The 18,239-nt window shown below is 55.1% G+C and carries 13 protein-coding genes and 2 tRNA genes; 1 reads left to right on the forward strand and 14 read right to left on the reverse strand.

Annotated features, from left to right (window positions below; translation table 11 throughout):
* Nucleotides 1-16: 16 nt before the first annotated feature.
* The 14 genes from A2V21_303205 to A2V21_303270 form a co-directional block, all read right to left on the reverse strand.
* Complete coding sequence (locus A2V21_303205; GenBank protein ID OIJ73356.1) at nt 17-622, reverse strand: ATP-dependent Clp endopeptidase, proteolytic subunit ClpP; 606 nt, start codon at nt 620-622, stop codon at nt 17-19.
* A gap of 28 nt (nt 623-650) precedes the next feature.
* Nucleotides 651-1,934 (reverse strand): trigger factor, encoded by a 1,284-nt coding sequence (locus tag A2V21_303210; protein ID OIJ73357.1) that lies wholly within the window; start codon nt 1,932-1,934, stop codon nt 651-653.
* 57 nt (nt 1,935-1,991) lie between these two features.
* Nucleotides 1,992-2,074, reverse strand: a tRNA-Leu gene (locus A2V21_303215).
* Between the two features lie 316 nt (nt 2,075-2,390).
* Entirely contained in the window at nt 2,391-4,577 is a 2,187-nt protein-coding gene (locus tag A2V21_303220; GenBank protein ID OIJ73358.1) for a hypothetical protein, read from the reverse strand.
* 201 nt (nt 4,578-4,778) lie between these two features.
* The gene (locus A2V21_303225; GenBank protein OIJ73359.1) at nt 4,779-5,438 is read right to left on the reverse strand and encodes a hypothetical protein; all 660 of its coding nucleotides are present in this window, start codon (nt 5,436-5,438) and stop codon (nt 4,779-4,781) included.
* Between the two features lie 3 nt (nt 5,439-5,441).
* The gene (locus tag A2V21_303230) at nt 5,442-7,022 is read right to left on the reverse strand and encodes a hypothetical protein (GenBank protein ID OIJ73360.1); all 1,581 of its coding nucleotides are present in this window, start codon (nt 7,020-7,022) and stop codon (nt 5,442-5,444) included.
* Nucleotides 7,023-7,871, reverse strand: a complete 849-nt coding sequence (locus A2V21_303235) for a hypothetical protein (GenBank protein OIJ73361.1) — start codon at nt 7,869-7,871, stop codon at nt 7,023-7,025.
* A gap of 349 nt (nt 7,872-8,220) precedes the next feature.
* A complete protein-coding gene (locus A2V21_303240; GenBank protein ID OIJ73362.1) occupies nt 8,221-9,729 on the reverse strand; it encodes a cytochrome C oxidase subunit I in 1,509 nt (502 codons plus the stop codon).
* Nucleotides 9,730-9,957: 228 nt separating this feature from the next.
* The gene (locus A2V21_303245; GenBank protein ID OIJ73363.1) at nt 9,958-10,491 is read right to left on the reverse strand and encodes a cytochrome C oxidase subunit II; all 534 of its coding nucleotides are present in this window, start codon (nt 10,489-10,491) and stop codon (nt 9,958-9,960) included.
* Between the two features lie 924 nt (nt 10,492-11,415).
* Nucleotides 11,416-12,642: a hypothetical protein gene (locus tag A2V21_303250; protein OIJ73364.1), complete on the reverse strand. Its 1,227-nt coding sequence runs from the start codon at nt 12,640-12,642 to the stop codon at nt 11,416-11,418.
* 359 nt (nt 12,643-13,001) lie between these two features.
* Nucleotides 13,002-13,967, reverse strand: coding sequence for a D-arabinose 5-phosphate isomerase (locus tag A2V21_303255; GenBank protein ID OIJ73365.1), 966 nt, complete (start codon nt 13,965-13,967; stop codon nt 13,002-13,004).
* Between the two features lie 164 nt (nt 13,968-14,131).
* A complete protein-coding gene (locus A2V21_303260) occupies nt 14,132-14,959 on the reverse strand; it encodes a 3-deoxy-8-phosphooctulonate synthase (GenBank protein OIJ73366.1) in 828 nt (275 codons plus the stop codon).
* Nucleotides 14,940-16,664 (reverse strand): CTP synthase, encoded by a 1,725-nt coding sequence (locus tag A2V21_303265; protein ID OIJ73367.1) that lies wholly within the window; start codon nt 16,662-16,664, stop codon nt 14,940-14,942. Before A2V21_303265 ends, A2V21_303260 begins: the two co-directional genes overlap by 20 nt.
* 180 nt (nt 16,665-16,844) lie before the next feature.
* Nucleotides 16,845-17,585, reverse strand: a complete 741-nt coding sequence (locus A2V21_303270; protein OIJ73368.1) for a 3-deoxy-manno-octulosonate cytidylyltransferase — start codon at nt 17,583-17,585, stop codon at nt 16,845-16,847.
* A gap of 200 nt (nt 17,586-17,785) precedes the next feature.
* On the opposite strand from A2V21_303270, the gene A2V21_303275 reads away from it, so the two are divergent.
* A tRNA-Leu gene (locus A2V21_303275) sits at nt 17,786-17,872 on the forward strand.
* The last annotated feature ends 367 nt before the right edge of the window (nt 17,873-18,239 follow it).

Consider the following 18,239-nt stretch of genomic DNA (forward strand, 5'->3'; position numbering starts at 1 on the left):
CCATGCGTTTGGATTACTATTTCGGCTTCGCCTCGATGACCATTCTTTTCTCAATAACCTTGTCAATTATACCATACTCGGCTGCCTGCTGCCCAGTCATAAAAAAGTCCCGCTCCGTGTCCTTGTGGATCTTCTCGAGCGTCTGGCCGGAATGCCTGGACATGATGGCGGTTAGCTCCTCGCGCACCCTCAAGATCTCCTTTGCCTGGATATCTATGTCGGTTGCCTGCCCCTGTGCGCCGCCGAGCGGCTGATGTATCAGTACCCTTGAATGCGGAAGAGCGTATCTTTTGCCAGGCGACCCGCCGCAAAGAAGGAGCGCGCCCATGGAGGCGGCCTGGCCGATGCAGATGGTGGAGACGTCAGGCTTCACGTACTGCATGGTGTCGTAGATGGCAAGCCCGGCGGTGACAAGGCCTCCCGGCGAGTTGATGTAAAGGTAGATATCCTTGTCATGGTCCTCTGATTCAAGGAACAGAAGCTGAGCTACTATGAGGTTGGCGACAACATCGTCGACACCGCTGCCAAGGAATATGATCCTGTCCTTCAGAAGCCTCGAGAAGATGTCGTAGGCCCTTTCTCCCCTGCCTGACTGCTCAACTACCATAGGGACCAGATTCATATCCCCTCCCCTGTTTTTATTTGGGCCATCAGGCCGCTGTCTTGCTTGAACCTATAATGATATCAAATACTTTCTCGTGCTTAAGTCCGTCCTTGATGACCTCAAGGGCGCCTTCCTTCTCTATCCTGGCCATGAGGGACTCATATGATACCTGCCTCTGGGCCGCTATGTTCCTTACGGCGCTCTCAACGTCCTGCTCGCTCGCGTCGACCTTTTCTTTGGCGGCGATATAGTCGAGCACTATATCCTCCTTCACCGACCTCACGGCGGCAGGCGTATACTTCTCCTTGAGCTGGTCCACGTTGAGCCCCTTGTCCTCGGGAGCGAAGCTACCCATCCTCATATTGTCGATTATCCTGTTGAGGATTATGCCCATGTACCTGTTTACCAGGGCCTGCGGCACCTCAAACTGGTGCTTGTCGATGAGCATTGTGAGGATATCGTTCTTAAGACGCTCCTTCGCCTCGTTGCTCTTGTGCCTCTCTATCTCTTCCTTTACCTTTGCCCGGAGGGCATCAAGGTTTTCGCAACCTACGTCCTTCGCGAAATCTTCAGTGAGATCAGGGACCGACTTTTCCTTTACGGCCTTGACAGTCAGCTTGAAATGGCCTGTCTTGCCGGCGATAGTGGCTTCGCTGTAGTTCTCAGGGAAGTTGAGGTCGATCTCCTTGGGGCCCTTTGTGGCTCCCTTCAACGCCTCGTCAAACCCGGGCAGCATAGTCCTCTCGCCTATTATACATGGATAATCGGCGCCCTTGCCGTTCTTTATGGGCTCACCGCCAATAAACGCCTCAAAATCGACCACGACCAGGTCGCCTTCCTTTGCCGGCCTTTCAACGTCTTTAAACTGGGCCGAGGCCTGGCGAAGGTTCTCTATGCCGGTGTCTATGTCCTGGTCTGTTACGGTTACGTCTTCCTTTTTAAGCTCCATCCCCATGTAGCCGTCGATCTCGACCCTGGGCTGGACCTCGAAAGTGACCGAATAGGAGAAGTCCTGGTCCTCGCGGGCCTTGTCAGCCTTGAGCTCGACCTTGGGGGCCTCTACAGGTATCAGCTTCTTTTCGCCGAGTGCCTGCGGATAGGTCGATTCTATAAGCCTTTTGGTAACGTCCTCCTGGATATCGCTTCCGAATCTGGCCTTAAGGATATTAAGAGGCGCCGCGCCCTTCCTGAAGCCGGCAATGGACGCGTTGGACCGGAGCGACTGGTAGGCCGCGCTTATCTCCTTCCTGACCGTCTCGGCAGGGACCGAGATATCCAGCTTTTTCTTTACCGCGCTTAGATCTTCAAGTTCGACTCTGATGTTCTGCATGCTTTTTTCCCTATTCTTGTATGATATTCTTTGAGACCTGTATTTTGCGGCTTTTATTGGTGCGAGAGGGGGGAGTTGAACCCCCACGGTTGCCCACCAGATCCTAAGTCTGGCGCGTCTGCCAGTTCCGCCACTCTCGCAAGGGTGTCCTGGCCTTCGAGCCGCGAACAACTGGACGAACTACCCTGGTTCCAGATTTAAAATCTAATTCCGCCAGTTTTTAAGAGCTTCTACTGAGCAAGGCGGGTATTGTCAAGGCCGGAGGATCCTCGCCTTAAGAAGGCTTGTCAACGCAAAAGCGGCGTTTTTGCTCAAACGTAGAATATTATATGGTATTAATCCCCCATGCGCAAGATTTTTAAGGCCGCTTAGCGTCCTTAAGCGAATTTCACAGGTTTTCAGGGGCTTTTTATGCCTTTAAACGTCAAAACCGCGCTTTAATCGTAAAAAACTAGTCTATTTGAGCTTAAACCTCTTAACGCCCTCGGTCATCTGCCTGTCGAGCCTTGTAAGCTCCTCGACGGCCCTGTCCGTCTCGACCGCCTTTTCGATATTCTCAACAGAGACCCTGTTGACCGCTTCGAGGGCCTCCAGGACCTTTGTCGTGTTCTTTATCTGCTCCTTTATCACATCATTTATATAGACCACCATCCTGTTGACGTCCTCAATGGTGGATGTTATCTGGCGCGTGGCCTCGGCCTGAGACTTTGTCGTGCCCTTGACCCTGTATGTTATATCGGACATGCGCTCGGTCGCTTTATTTATAAGCTCGCTGCCCCTTGTATGCTCCTGGGTCGCGTTCATGATCCTTCTTGTCATCTCGGCGACCTTTTCCGTTGCTTCGGCCACCATCCTGCTCTCCCTGGCCTGAAGCTCGGAGGCTGCCGCTATCTGCCGGACGCTCGTAGTGGACCTCTGCGCGCTCCCGGTTATCTTTCTCAAGCCCTCGCCGGCCTTCATGGAAAGGCGCACCCCTTCCTCGACGCTCAGGTAACCCCTCTCCATCGACTTTACGGCCCTCTCGGACTCTATCTCGACCGAGTCGATTATATCGGAGACCTCCTTGGCCGAGGTCGAGGTCCTCTCGGCCAGGTCCTTTATCTCGTTTGCCACGACCGAGAAGCTCTTTCCGTGCTCGCCCGTCTGGGCGGCTATTATGGCCGCGTTCATGGCCAGGAGGTTCGTCTCCTCGGCCACCTCCTGTATCACATCGAGTATTTTGCCGATTTCTTTAATCTTTTCAGAGAGGCTATTTATTATCTGCGTGGACTCCCGGGTTATCTCCTTTGTCTTCAATATCCCGTCTATGGTCGAGTCAACGGTGTCGGCCCCCGCCCTGGCGTCTTTTATGACCTCTTCGGCAAATTTTGACGCCTCCGCCGCGTTGGCCTCGACCTCCTTTATCTTCGCGTTTATATGCATCATCGACGAAGAGACCTGGGTGGCTGCCGAAGAAAGGCTCTCGATGTTCTCGGATATCTCTTTCATCGAGAAGGACATGTCCCTGGTCGATGTCGACGTCTCATCCACGCTCACCGAAAGGGACTCCATGCTGTCGACGACCTCGTTTATGCCAGCCCCCAGCTCAAGAACCGATAACGAGCCCTTCTCCAGGGACTTGGCCAAAAGCTCAGTGTAGTTGGCTATGCCTGAAACCGATGCGTTTATGCCCTCCATGCTCGACCCGATGGAGTCCAGGGCAGAGCCCTGGACGTTGGAACCTTCGAGCACGTGAGCGCTCATCTCGCGAACACGATGTGAGATGCCGGCGGCCTCGTCCGAGGTCCTCCTGATGTCCTCTATCATCCTGTGGAGGTTCTTTACCACATCGTTCATCTGCGCCCCAAGGTCTCCCAATTCGTCATTCGAGGTCACCTCGGCCTTGCCGGTCAAGTCCCCTGAGGCGAGGTGCCGGGTCGTATCGACCAGGGCCATTATGGGCATTGTGACGACCTTCCTTATGAAGGCGAGCCCCGCCAGGCCCATGGCCAGGACCACGGCGAACCCGAAGGCGATAGAGCGCCAGACATCGCCCATGGCCGCGGCCAATTCGCTCTCTATTGGTATTATTATCTCAAGCCCTCCGGCTACGTCGCCGATCTTGTAATCCCTCCTCGGGCTTGACGGCTGCGAGTTATGGCAGTCCACACAGGTCTGGGACGTAGCCATGTCGGGTATCATGTACCTGACCGATTTCTTGCCCTTGTACTCCTCAAACCTGTAGAACTCGGTATCGGCTCCATTTACAAACTGCTTCAGGGCCTCTCTCTGGAAATCGTCCTTGGGCAGGTTTGCCGTATTGACCGGGTAAAGGCTCACGAGGTCCATATTTATAGCGCCCTCTACCCCGGTGGTCTGGGATGCCTCCTTTATAAAGGTGAAATGGAGCGGTATCGCCCGTTCCTGGTCATGGTAGGTGCTCGATACGGTAAGCCCGGCGTCCAGCGCCCTTTTTACGACAGTGGACGTATAATACTGGCGGGTGGCGTTTATCTCCCTGGAGAGAAAGCTCGCCGTCGTAAGCGCCATCCTCCGGGTCTGGGCGATCCTTTCCTTATAGATATATACGCTGTATGCGCCGAAGATCATGGCCCAGGCAAGGGCTGCGAAGATGAGGAGCTTGACCCTGATACCGATTCTCATTAGTTCCCTTTTAGACAGGTTTCAGATTATGTTTTAAGCCCCGGACCGCTGCGTAACTACCTGAATATTAAATCTTAAAGTGCCCTTTTACAAGGTTTTTCTCAACATCTACTTATCGGACAGACACCCGGTTTCCTGAAATAAATCAGGGAGGGGATCGCGTCGATCCCCTCCCTGATAAAACCGGCCTCAAGACTTATTTCAGCCCAGCACGAGGCCACCCGCCTTCTGATCGAACCAGACGGCCTTCACGTCTGCCGGCTTTACGATGAAAGCCGCGTCAAGGACATAAGAGGCCTTCTCCCTGCCCCCGGCGTCGTACAGAAGGACCCTTACGCGATGAGAGCCGGGCTTGACGAATACCTCGTCGTAGACATACGAAGCCATGTCCTTCTTGATCCCCGTAGGCGCATAGGACCTGTCCAATACCTTCTGCCCGTCGATGAATAGCTCAACGTCCACGGGGTGCCTCTCACGGGGGCAGTTCGCGATCCTTTCGATGTTCATCTTGACCTGCCTGGTTTCCTTCAGCTCCTGCCTGTACCTTTCGCCTTCCTGCCTTACAAGCCCTGCCTCGTCGCAGTCATAGACCTTCGCGCCCGTGTGCTTGAAGGCTATCTTTAAAAGAGCGTCATCCGGGGCGAAGAACGAGTAAGGGGCCTCAGAGCCGAGATAGACCGGCACGGCCACTGCAAGGAGGAGCAAAGAGGCCCTTGCCACCAGCGCCGCGGAGACACTCTCTTTCTTACCAGGAGCCCTGCCTTCCCTCGCTTCACTTTCCCTCTTTTTCTTCCATTCCATCCACAATACTATCGCGACAGGTATAAGGAAGGCGAGGAACGTTATCAGTATTATGACCATATCTTAGCGCCTCCGTTTAAGCGCCTCTGCGAACTCCTCAAGGCCTTTAAAGAACTCTTTACCCTCGGCGGACGAGAGGTATACGGCCTTGATCCTCGACCTGTCCAGGGACTTTCTCACCAAAGGCGGCCTGTAACCGAGAAGCCTGCCCATGAACCACTCATTCCCCTTCCTGTAATGGCAGTCGCCATGGCGGCAGGCCGACACATAGACACCGTCCATTCCAAGAGATTTCTCAAAAGGTATGGAGAGCATCGAGGGCTGAAGCATACCGATGCAAGGCAGCGTTATGACCCGCGCCCACTCTATGCCCTCTACCACCCCATTCCCGTCTAACACACCGGGAAGGCGCGCCCCTTTGGCGCAGGCGAAGACGATGACCTTTATAACGCCTCCGGAATCCCTCAAGGCGCTTGCGTGCGAGCGTATCATCCCCTTGACGGCGTCTTCGGTAATATCAGGCAGGTCAAGGGCCTTGTAGTCGCAAGAGCCCATGCATATGCCGCAGCTCGCGCATCTTGCCGGAGATATCACCGCCTCCACCGGGTACGGCAGATCATCCGTCCTCTTCCTCATGGATATGGCCTGGTACGGGCAGTCCTCCATACATAGCTCGCAACCGGTGCAGTTCTCGAGGGTAAGGCGTACGTGTGGGTTCCTCTTCCGCCTCGTAAGCCATGGCGCCGCGGCAACGGCCAGGGTCATGGCAACGATAAAGACCCATAGCTGGTGCGCGCTCATGAACCTCAACAGGGGGAAGATGAACATGTAGAACCAGTCGAAAGGCACGCTCCCGGCAAGCCTTCCAAGCTCGGCCTGAGGCGCGCTTGTGGCTGGCTTTATGAATGAGAGCGCGAGGAGAGCGACCATAAGCGCGTATGCAAGCACCCTCGGCGGGTTTATGACGGCCTTCGTCACCCTGACGAGGTGGATGAGTATGAGTAAGAATATAAAGAATATGGTGGAGAAATGGATAAAGAGGATGATGTAGAAGAGCTGGTCCGTGAGGTTCTCCACCCTTGCGAAATTGAGGCTCAGCGGGAGGCCGAATATCGGCAGGTTCTCGAGCATGTGGGCCGAAAGCGTCGCGATGAGCTTGGCCCGCTCATCCCATACCATCCAGTACCCGAAGATGCCTCCGGCCCATATGGCCCACGCTATGGCTATCCCGGAGACCCAGGCCAGCCACCTCCAGTGGGTGTGCCGCCCGAGCGCGAAGCAGCGCATCGCATGGAAGAGCATCGTTACGACCAGGCCGTCAGAGGCGTACCTGTGGAGGCTCCTCATCACCCCGCCGAGATACCACTGGTTCACTGTGAGCTTCTGGACGGAAAAATACGCGCCCTTGGCGCTGATGCTGTAGAAGAGGAAGAGATAGATGCCAGAGACCAGGATGACCCAGAGGAGGAATATGCCGATTGCGCCGAGGAAATATAATGGGTTGTACTCTGCGGTGGTGAGCCTGTTGACCAGGGCCTCCATCTTGAGCCACGAAGCCTCAAGAAGACCGGGCCCGGCAAAACCGCGCGCTGGCCCGGCGCTACGCTCTTTCAAGCCCCCTTCCACAGGGGAAATACCAGCCATTCACACCTTCCTTTTTTTTGAAAACCGTTTCCCTATCCTCCGGCCCCAGACCGCGTAGACGATTATGCCTATGATAAGCGCCTGTATGAAGATGCTTACGAAGACCGGATAATCGAGCACATATTTTCCGGTATATGGGTCGTACCTGTAGCAGAAGAACTTGATCTTATCGACCATGGAAAGGGTATTGCCGCCTTCAGCCTTTCCTGTTATAAGCTCATCGAGCCTCAAGCCGAGGTTCTGCGGCTGGGTCCGCAAGCTGTATATCTGCCTGTATATCGTCCCGTCGGGCCTCACGACGGTCGTCATGTCCATATGGTCGAAGCTCCCGTCATCCTGCTTTACGTGGAAAAAACCCGTGTCGCTCAAGAGCCTCTCGATAGTCTCCATGTCTCCGGCGGCGAACCTGAATCCCTTGAAGCTCTTCGTGAACCTCAAGCCGTACTCCTTCATCGCCTCAGGCGTGTCGTTTACCGGGTCAAAGCCGATGGTCAAGACCTCGAACCTGTCACCGAACTTCGAACGCGCCCCGTCGACCGCCTTTTTAAGCTCCATCGTTATCGTCGGGCAGACCTGGGGACAGCTCGTATAGATGTAGCTCAGGACAAGGGGCTTGCCGTCCTTGAAATACTCGCTTAAAGAGAAGCTGACCCCGTCCTGGTCGACGAGCTTGTAGTCGCCGGGTTTTTTCCCCTCTGCCGCTATCGAATTGTCCACGGCGTTCTTGAGCACCACAGGGTCAAGGCCCTGGGCAGCGCCGGATAGCGGCGCGTAGCCCAGGATGAAGGAAAAAGAGAGGAGCAACGCTCTAAAGATATTTACAGGCATCTTTTTTATCCTCATTATCAAAATGATATCAACCCGGAAGTGGTCTCGGTATGATTTTTATCATCAAAGACTACTATAGTTTCGAAATCCTGAATCTATGCCGTCCTAAGAAGGCCCGGCCAGGGCCGGGCTGAGTTTTAATTATAACATTTCAGGGATAGGGAATACAAACCGCCATATCTGCTTCCCCATTTCATAAAGGGGGACTGAGGTGGATTAAAATAGAGTTCTCAAGACAAGCTCCCCTTACCCCTCTTTAAAAAAGATGGGTAACCTCATTCCGGGAGCGTAGCGGGAATATTCGCGCAGGCTGAAAAAAAGCCGGGCCGCCTTTTGGCGGCCCGGCTTGAGGTGAGGTCCTGAAAAACTTTTACTGCTCTATCTTCTTGCCCCAGATTATCGAGCCGAAGGCAAGGCAGATATAGAGGACGCCGCCGGCTACGGCAAGAAGACCGCCCACGCCCATCATCGACAGGAAGAGGTCGATGGAAGGATCGAAGGTGAAGGAGAACGGCGCCCCTGAGAAGGTTATGTCGTAGTGCCTCCTTGGCACGCCAAAAGACCCTGCGGACATCATGCCTATCGACAGGAGCGCGACACCAACGCCGTAGATCCATGGCTGGATGGTCGCGAAACCCTTCCAGATGATCTCTCTCCTGAAGATAAAAGGTATCAGGAGATAGGTGAAGCCCATGAAGGCGAGTGTCGTACCGGCAACGACGGTAGAGTGGAAATGGCCGGTTATGGCAATCGTGTTATGGCGGATGATGTTGAACTGCTCGGTGCCGAATATGACCCCTGTGGTGCCGCCGAGGAAGCCGAAGAGGAGTATCGATATGGCGGTGCCGGAGAAGGCGGGGTTGCCCCAGGGCGCTTTTTTAAGCCACTCGAAAAGGCCCCTGGTATGCCCCTGCTTCCTCAGGGCGACCTCGATGGAAGCCGGTATGGCAAAGGCGTGGATCATGCTGGCCAGCACCGCGAGGTGCATCATGTAGCTGGTGTTCACGATCTTGTGCCAGGTCGAAAGGACCGGGTCGACGAGCAGATGGTGCTCGGAGGCCACGTTTATGAAGAGGATATAAAGTACGAAGGCCGTCCTCGACAGCTTCTCGTTAACGGGCTTGCCGCCGACCACGAAGGCCGAGGTCATGTACCACACGGCTACCATCGCCGAGACGTTTATCTGCTGGGACGGATGTCCGAGCCCCCAGAAGACGAGCCTGTAGGCTGCCGGGTCTATGGAGCCCAGGATGTCCATCGACCAGAGCCAGGTCGGGACCATTATGGCCGCGCCGTGCGCGAGGGTCAATACGGCTATGATGCTCGCGGCCAGCATGCCGAATGAGCCGAGCGGCAGGGTCCTCTTGAAGCCGCCGTCCCTCTTGGCCATCGCTATGTTTATGAAGAATACGATGAAGCCCAGTAGAGCGCCTACGGCGAAGAGTATGACGCCGAGGTAATACATCGGGCTTCCCTTCAGGGGCACGTACGAGGTGAACATTATGTCGGCGCCGCCCATGAGGACGATGACGTTTATGACCGCTCCGCCCGCGAGCATAAGGGCGAAGGCGAGCCACCCGAGCCACGGCGCGTATGAGCGCACGCCGAGGATAGCGGCTGATGTAAAGTGCACCAGCGCTATCTCGAAAAAGATTATCCAGGCGAGGAGCGCGTCAATGCCGTGGAGCGTAAGGAACCTGTAATAGTAGTCGAGCGGCAGCAGATGCACGCTCGGCCACCTGGTAAGGACCACCAGAAGGCCCAGCAGTCCGCCGACCGCCAGGGTGGCGAACGCCGCGATAAGGTTCCACCGTACAAGGTTCTCTGTGGACTTCTCTATCTTTAGACCTGACAAGGGGTCTGTCCTGAAAATAGCCATGAATTGTAAACACCTCCCGTTATGAATTCACCAACAGCTTCGAGTCCACCAGCCCGGGGATTACTTCACTCCCCAGACGTCCATCAGCCACTTGAGGTGCGCGAACCAGATAACAACGAAAACAGCAAGGAAAATAAGGGCGAGCACTAATACGCCCGGCGCTTCTATAATATCCTTGTGGTCCAGCTTCGGCATTTTTTGACCCTCCTTCCAGGTCCTCTCGCTTCTTTAGATGGCTTCCTTGACGTACATCTTGCCGACCATCATATGATGTCCTACGCCGCAGAACTCGTTGCAGACGACATGGAACTCGCCGCTGGTCGTCGGCGTGAGCGTAAGCACGTAGTCATAGCCGGGCAGCACCATGAAGTTCATGTTTATTGGCAGCACCGAGAAGCCGTGCTGTATATCCATGGACGAGAGGTGCACCTTGTAGGTCTTGCCCTTCTCAAGCTCGACTATCGGGTACCACTGCCACATGGAAGCCCTGATGTAGACCGGCTCGTCAGGGCTGGGATGGACGACAGGGAAGCCCTGCTCCTCGCCGACCTTGTACTTTGTAACCATGCCCTCGACGAGCTTGTCGAAGTCTTCAGCGCTTACCTTATACGTCTCTGACGGCGGGTTCTGAGCGCCGACGAGGTGATAGATCGGCATGAAAAAGAACGAGACGAGCATCCAGATAAGGGCGAGCGCCACCCAGATCCTTTCGTCCTTGGATAATGGGTTCCACCAGACTCTTTCGGGTTCGTATATTGCCATCTCTATCCCTCCTTAAGGGGCCACGGGCAGCTGGGGTACGCTCATGACCTCTATAAGCCCCCAGACCGTGTAGACCAGTGTAGGCACGACAACGCCAAGTATCAACAGCAACCACATGTTATCGAAAAAAACCTGCCAGGCCGGCAGCGGCCCCTCCGCTCTGTTAGCCATTACTATGCCTCCTTTTATTTGTACGTCTCCCCTGAAGGTACGTTTGTGCCATTTTGTTGATTTGCAAGGTAATAATATAAACTACTCCGCCAGTGATAAATGACTTTTATCAATATTTTCGGATTCTAATTTAATTTACTTGCACTGAAAGCGCGAGAGATGCATTTAGATGAGACTAAAAACCCTTGAACAGGGCGAAAAGCTTTTGCTGGATAGTGAAAATCTATACCAATTCCGTAGGTTTGTCAATAAAAGTGTGGCTCCTGCCACGGAACGGCAAAAAACCCATAAAAAATCGGGACATGGAAGGGCCTGGTCCATATAAATATGCCCGGCTTGTTTAAAAATCAAAGCCCCCTTCACCATTTCCTCTGGTCATTGCGAGGAGCGTAGCGGCGAAGCAATCTCATCTTATTGACAAAGACCGTAGATTGCTACGCTATCGCTCCCAATGACCATACTTACTTCCCCCTTTTATAAAGGGGGAACGTGGGGGATTATTTTTTTGGTGCGCACGGCGCACCCTACATCTCCAATGTCGTCATTGCGAGGAGCTTTAGCGGCGAAGCAATCTCATCCTTTTACCAAAGACCTGAGATTGCTTCGCTACGCTCGCAATGACAATACATGCCCCTCTTTAGAAAAGAGGGGTAACTCTCGGCTTCCCTTCGCCTTCGGCTCGCAATGACGCAGGCAAAAAAAATCGGGGCAGGCTTTTTAGCCTGCCCCGACTGATCTTCCGGTCCCGAAGGATTAGAAGTTTGCGGTGATCTGAAGATAGGCCCAGTCCTGAGCATCATCAGGAGTGGTCGCTGTCGCCTCACCAGGGGTGAAGCGCGCGGCGCCAGCTTCGATGGAAACGTTGTTGCTGTACTTGTAGGAGGCTACTAGGTCGATCTCATTGCCGATGTCATCGCTTGCGCCTGAGGCGGCTTCGTCCGTCGTGTAATCCCAGTAGGCCGCATAGAGCCTGAGCTTCTCGTTTACGTCAGCGGAGACGTTGAGGCTCCAGGCCTGGATATTCGACCAGCTGTTGGCTACAGCCACGTCGCCGATACCGAAGTGGTTGTGGTTGGTCGGATAGAGGTTGTTGAACGTCTCGTTCTCATCGGCTGAATCGGCCTCATCGCCGCTGGCGAAGTCATACTCGGCGCCTACCCTGATCTTCATCGGGGTCGGGAGAGTGTAGCCGGCCTTGGCGGCAAAGGCCCACGCGCTGATATCAACGGTACCTGAGGTCTCGCCGGTCTGATAGGGGAGCTCAACGGTGTAGTCAACGCCCGCGACCGCGCCCTTCACCCTCGCGCCGATGGTGTACCTTGTGAGGTCAACCGCGTCGGTCTGGTGGAGGACATATACATCAAGGCTGTTGTTCGGGATGACCTTGCCGAGTGTGGCGTAAACGCCGGTCAGGGTCGTGTCATGGGTGGTGCCGGTCAGGGTAGTCGCGCCGGTCGAGGAGCTGGTCGCAACGCCGGTGGCCTCTGAGACGGTCATCCTGAAGAGGTCGACGTTTATGCCGTCACGCACATAGCCGAACTTCACGCCATCGAAGGCCCTGCCATAGTTCGACCAGCCGAAGGAGCCGATGAGCCTCTCATCGCCATAGTTGAGCTCCTGGCGGCCTATCCTGAAGTTCACAGGGGTGCCGAAGATGCCATTGACGTTGAGGTAGGCCTCATGGAGGTCCGGGCTCTCGGTGGTGTCGGTGATGAGAGAGTCGGAGCCGCCGAGTATCCTTGAATCCTGAAGCGTGAGCTTTACAGAGGTGTCGTCAGTGGCCTCGGCATTGACGTTGAGCCTGACCCTCTGGCCGATGAACGCCTTGGCGTCGCTGGCGTCATCGTTATAATCGGCGTTGTCCCTGAACTCGCCCCTGACCCTGTACTGGCCGCTAAATGACACATCAGTGGCGCTCGCGGGCACCGCCCACGCAGCGGTCACCGCTGCCGCAAAAACCGATAACAAGATTCTCTTCATCCGTCTCTTCCTCCTTCTTTCTGTGTGAGTTAGTACTGCACTGCTGCAATAAGCGCAGTCTTCTTTGACTACGCTTGAGACTCAGGTCGGGAATGGCGCCAGGAACTATTGATGGACAATTTGGTCTCTTCGGATGCTATCTGCAAAACACCTTCAGACAATTTGCGTCATCACCGTTCTTGCGTCGATACCCTTTCTTGTACGGGATAAAGAGATGGATTCAACAGGTACTTCGTCTGACTTTTACTTCTTAATTTTGCACCCTTATACCTTACATATATTTTGGTGTCAAGCTTTTTAGCTAAAATATACTAAAAAAATAATCAAAACGTAACAAAGAGAACTAATGCAGGCGTTCATCAAACAACTCCTGCCTTAAGCAGGTCGTGCATGTGCACCACCCCTATGGCCTTCATCCCCTCGCCTGTAACAAAGAGAGACGTTATCGAGCGCTCTTCCATCATCCTCAAGGCGCTCTCCGCGAGCTCTTCGCCTGAAATGGTCAACGGATTTTTTGTCATCACCTCCGCGGCCCTTCTGCCGAATATGTCGGCACCCTTTTCAAGGGCCCTTCTCAAGTCTCCGTCGGTTATGATGCCGACGAGCGCGCCCTTATCGAATACGCCGGTCAAGCCCATCCTCTTCGCCGTCATCACGAGTATCGCGTCGCGCATCAAGGTGTCCGGCCCTATCCCCGGTATCGAATCCCCGGAGTGCATCAGCTCCGAGACCTTCATGAGCCTCCTACCCAGGCTCCCGGCCGGATGAAGCCCGGCAAAGTCAGCTTCCATGAAGCCCTTCTTCTCGATGAGCGCCACCGCGAGGGCGTCTCCCATGGCAAGGGTGGCGGTAGTAGAGGCGGTAGGCGCGAGCCCAAGCGGGCATGCCTCTTCCGCGACCCCTACGTCAAGGAGCACGTCGCCGTAGCGCGCGAGCGAGGAGTCCTTGCGCCCCGTCATGGCTATCATCTTTATACCCATCCTCTTTACGATGGGTATTATCTTTATAAGCTCCTCTGTCTCCCCTGAGTTCGAGATGGCTAAGAGCACGTCGTTTTTCATGAGCATACCGATATCGCCGTGTACGCCCTCGGCCGGGTGGAGAAAGAACGCAGGCGTGCCTGTGGAGGCGAGCGTTGAGGCTATCTTCTGCCCGATGATGCCTGATTTTCCCATGCCGCAGACGACCACCTTGCCGGTTGCCGCGCATATGATGTCAACGGCCCTGGTAAACCCTCCGTCGAGCTTCTCGACAAGGGCCTTTATTGCCTCGGCCTCTATCGTAAGCACCCTTTTAGCGGTATCGATCGCGTCTTTTGTTATCATCGTTCAAGTCCGTTTGCATACTTATGATGAGCCGAATCTTTTCAGGGATGAGATCGCCGCACGCCACGCTTCGCTCGCGGTGACCGTATTTACTTCCCCCTTTTATAAAAGGGGACTGAGGGGGATTACAATAAATGCCATAAGATAATCTCCCCTTCCCCTCTTTAAAAAAGAGGGGTAACTGCTTTAACTACCCCGTCTATATCGATTATCTCTTTCAGTATCGACGGGAGGTCCTTGAGAGCGATCGAATTGGGCCCGTCGCAAAGGGCCTTGTCCGGGTCAGGGTGCACCTCCAGGAAAAAGCCGTCCACGCCAACAGCAGCCGCTGCCCGGGCAAGCACCCTCGCCATAGCCCTGTCGCCGCCAGAGCAACTCCCCATGCCGCCTGGGGCCTGCACGCTGTGCGTGGCGTCAAAGACCACGGGGCAGCCGAAGCCCCTCATTATGGGTATAGACCTGAAGTCGACCACGAGGTTGTTGTAGCCGAAGCTCGACCCCCTCTCGGTCAAGAATACGCTCTCGTTCCCGGCGCTCCCGGCCTTCCTGACCGAATTGAGCATGTCTTGAGGGGCCATGAACTGCCCCTTCTTTATATTGATGATGCGACCCGTCCTGGCGGCCTCAACAATCAGGTCGGTCTGCCTGCAAAGGAAGGCCGGTATCTGGATGATGTCAGCGACCTCGGCAACGGATGCCACCTCATCTTTACAGTGGATGTCGGTAAGAACAGGCACGCCGAAGGCCTCCTTCGCCTTCTTTAATATACGGAGCCCCTCCTTCATGCCGGGGCCGCGGAAAGAGGATACGGAGGTCCTGTTTGCCTTGTCGTAGGATGATTTGAATATGAACGGGACCCCGAGGTCTGCCGTGACGCGCTTCAATGCCTCGAGGGTTGAGAGGGTCGCCCCCTCGCTTTCGATGACGCATGGGCCGAGGATGAAGATGAGCCCGGAGCCTATGGAGAAGTCCTTAAGACCTATCCGCTTCATTCAGATGGACCTGCTTCCTCGCGCGTACGGCGGCACGTGTGGCCGTCTTCTTTTTTCCGGGCTTGCTCTTTTGCCCCTTCACGGCGTTGAGCTTGTGCGAAAGCACCGCTCTTACGAAGCCCTTGAAGAGCGGGTGCGGCTCCATCGGCCTGCTCTTGAACTCCGGGTGGAACTGGCAGGCCACGAACCACGGGTGGTTCTTGTACTCCATTATCTCTACAAGGGAGCCGTCAGGCGAGAGGCCGCTGAAATCGACCCCCGCCTTCTCAAGCTCTCCCCTGTAGGCGTTGTTGACCTCGAAGCGGTGCCTGTGCCTCTCGCTTATCTCGGTTGTCCCGTAGACAGAATGCGCCTTTGTGCCTTTTTTGAGGACGCAGGGGTAAGCGCCGAGCCTCATCGTGCCGCCCTTTGAGTTGACCGACCTCTGGGATTCCATTATATGGACGACCGGGTACGGGGACTCCGGGTCGAATTCGGATGAGTTGGCGAACTTCATCGAGCAGAGGTCGCGGGCTATCTCTATTATCGCCACCTGCATGCCGAGGCAGATGCCGAAGAAAGGCATCCTGCTCTCTCTGGCGTGCCTGATCGACGCGATCTTGCCTTCCACGCCCCTGCCGCCGAAGCCGCCGGGTATGAGGAGGCCGTCGATGCCTTTCAACAAGGCCTGCGCCCCCTTCTTCTCTATATCCTCAGAGTCTATGTACTGGAGGTTCACGCTGGTGTTGCTCGCGATGCCGGCGTGGATGAGCGCCTCATGCAGGCTCTTGTACGAGTCCTGCAGGTTGACGTACTTGCCCACTATGCCGATGGTTATCTCGTTTTTGAGGCTGTTGACCCTCTTCGCGAGCGCTTCCCAGTTTTCGAGCTTTGGCGAGCGGGTCCAGATATTAAGGAGCTTCACTATCTTCTCGTCAAGCCCCTGGTTGTGGAAGACCATCGGGACTTCGTAGATGCATTTCACGTCCTGGGCGGATATGACGGCGTCCTTGTCGACGTTGCAGAAAAGGGCTATCTTCCCCTTAAGCTCCGGCGCTATGGCCCTGTCCGAGCGGCAAAGGAGTATGTCGGGCTGTATACCGATCTCCCTCAATTTGTTTACGCTGTGCTGAGTGGGCTTTGTCTTGACCTCGTGGGCGGTGGCTATATAAGGAAGAAGGGTAAGATGCACATAGAGGACGTTCTCCCTGCCGAGGTCGAACCTGAGCTGCCTTATGGCCTCGAGGAACGGGAGAGATTCTATGTCGCCGACGGTGCCGCCTATCTCTATGATGGCGATATCTACCCCGTTGCCTATCGCGAGTATCTTGCCCTTTATCTCGTCGGTCACATGGGGAACGACCTGGACCGTGCATCCGAGGTAGTCTCCCCGCCTCTCCTTCTGTATTATCGAGTCGTATACCTGGCCCGTGGTGAAGTTGTTACGCCTGGTGAGCCGGGCGGTAGTAAACCTCTCGTAGTGGCCGAGGTCGAGGTCGGTCTCAGCCCCGTCGTCGGTGACGAAGACCTCTCCGTGCTGAAAGGGGCTCATGGTGCCTGGGTCAACGTTTATATACGGGTCGAGCTTCTGGAGGGTTATCGAAAGCCCCCTTGATTCAAGCAGGGCGCCTATAGCGGCGCTCGCAAGCCCCTTGCCCAGGGAGGAGACGACACCCCCGGTTACGAATATGTACTTTGTCTTTGATTGTTTTTTAGGTTCGCTCATATGAAGGCCGGGAATGTTTTGGATTTTTGATTAAGGTTCTAATATAACCTGAAACCGCCATCGATTTGAAATACTTTTTAAAGCCCCCTCTCTTTTATTATCACCATCACAGTCTCTTTCCCCCTCCCTCCGGGGACAGCATAATCACCTCCCCCTTTTCTAAAGGGGGACTGAGGGGGATTATAGCCCCCTCTCTTTTATTATCCGCCTCACCTTTTCAAGGTCTTCAGGGGTATCTACAGATACCGGGTTATAGTCCACCTCGACGACCTTTATCCTGTGGCCGTTTTCAAGGGCGCGGAGCTGTTCAAGGCTCTCCGCGACTTCAAGGGGCGCAGGCTTGAGCTTCGTGAACTCAAAGAGGAAGTCGCGCCTGTAGACGTAAAGCCCTATGTGCTTGAAGGGCGGCGGCGCAAGCTCACCGAATGGCACGCGGGCGAAGGGAATCGGGCTTCTTGAGAAATAAAGCGCGTTCCCGTCCCTGCCGGTCACCACCTTTACCGCGTTGGGGTCATAATACTCGTCCTCTTCGGTTATCCTTGTCTTGAGGGTGCATACCTGGATGGACGGGTCGTCGATGAGCGGCTTCACGGCAGCGTCTATGAGCCACGGCTCGATGAGGGGTTCGTCGCCCTGAAGGTTCACGATTATTTCGGCGTCGACAGACAGAGCCGCCTCAGCCACCCTGTCCGTGCCAGACCTGTGGCTCACGGAGGTCATTACGGCCTTGCCGCCGTGGAAGATAACCGAATTGAGTATCCTTTCGTCGTCCGTGGCTACTATCACCCCCTGGATGAGGCTTGCGGCCCTGGCCCTCTCATATACGCGCCAGACCATCGGCTTTCCGTTGAGGTCGGCAAGGGGCTTTCCTTCCAGACGGGTCGAGGCGTACCTGGCAGGGATTATCGCGGCGATTTTCATCCTCGCCAATATATCAAAACAGGTTTTGAAGTCAATAGGTGACGTTGAGCCCGTCACCACCGGGGGAAACGAAAAGAAAATTTAGTTTTAAAGAGGTCATAAAACCGGTAAAGCCGGTTTTCGCTGGGACATTTGCGTTGACAGCGAATGGACGCTGTGTTAATTTTTTCTTTTCTTTCCCCGCATCCCAACCGAAGAAAGCCGGAGTGGTGAAACAGGCAGACGCGCGGGACTCAAAATCCCGTGGGAGCAATCCCGTGAGGGTTCGATTCCCTCCTCCGGCACCAATAAAATCAAGGGCTTACAGGGTTTTTAAGGAATTCTACCTGTAGCCCTTTTTCTTTAGCAAGGTATTTGTCCAACCCCTGTCCAACCTAATAAAAAAGACCGCCCCCCTTTTCAGGGAGCGGCCTTCCGGCATGGGTGCCTGGGGTTATGTGGCGGGTGTGAGGAAAGTTATTATAGGGAGCCGGACGCCGGGCCGGATAACCAGTATCCGTCATGGTCCCGGACGCCCGCTCCCAGTGTGCCCCTCAATGCCGATACATCGAGAGGGCAGCCTGTATCAAGCTCCTAATGCTATCGCGTCGAGTTCGCGCCTCGGGTGCTCGCCCCAGGGTGATTCCTCAAAGCCTCTATGCTCAAGAGGCCCGG

Source organism: Deltaproteobacteria bacterium GWC2_55_46, from assembly GCA_001595385.3.
Taxonomy (GTDB): domain Bacteria; phylum Desulfobacterota; class GWC2-55-46; order GWC2-55-46; family GWC2-55-46; genus UBA5799.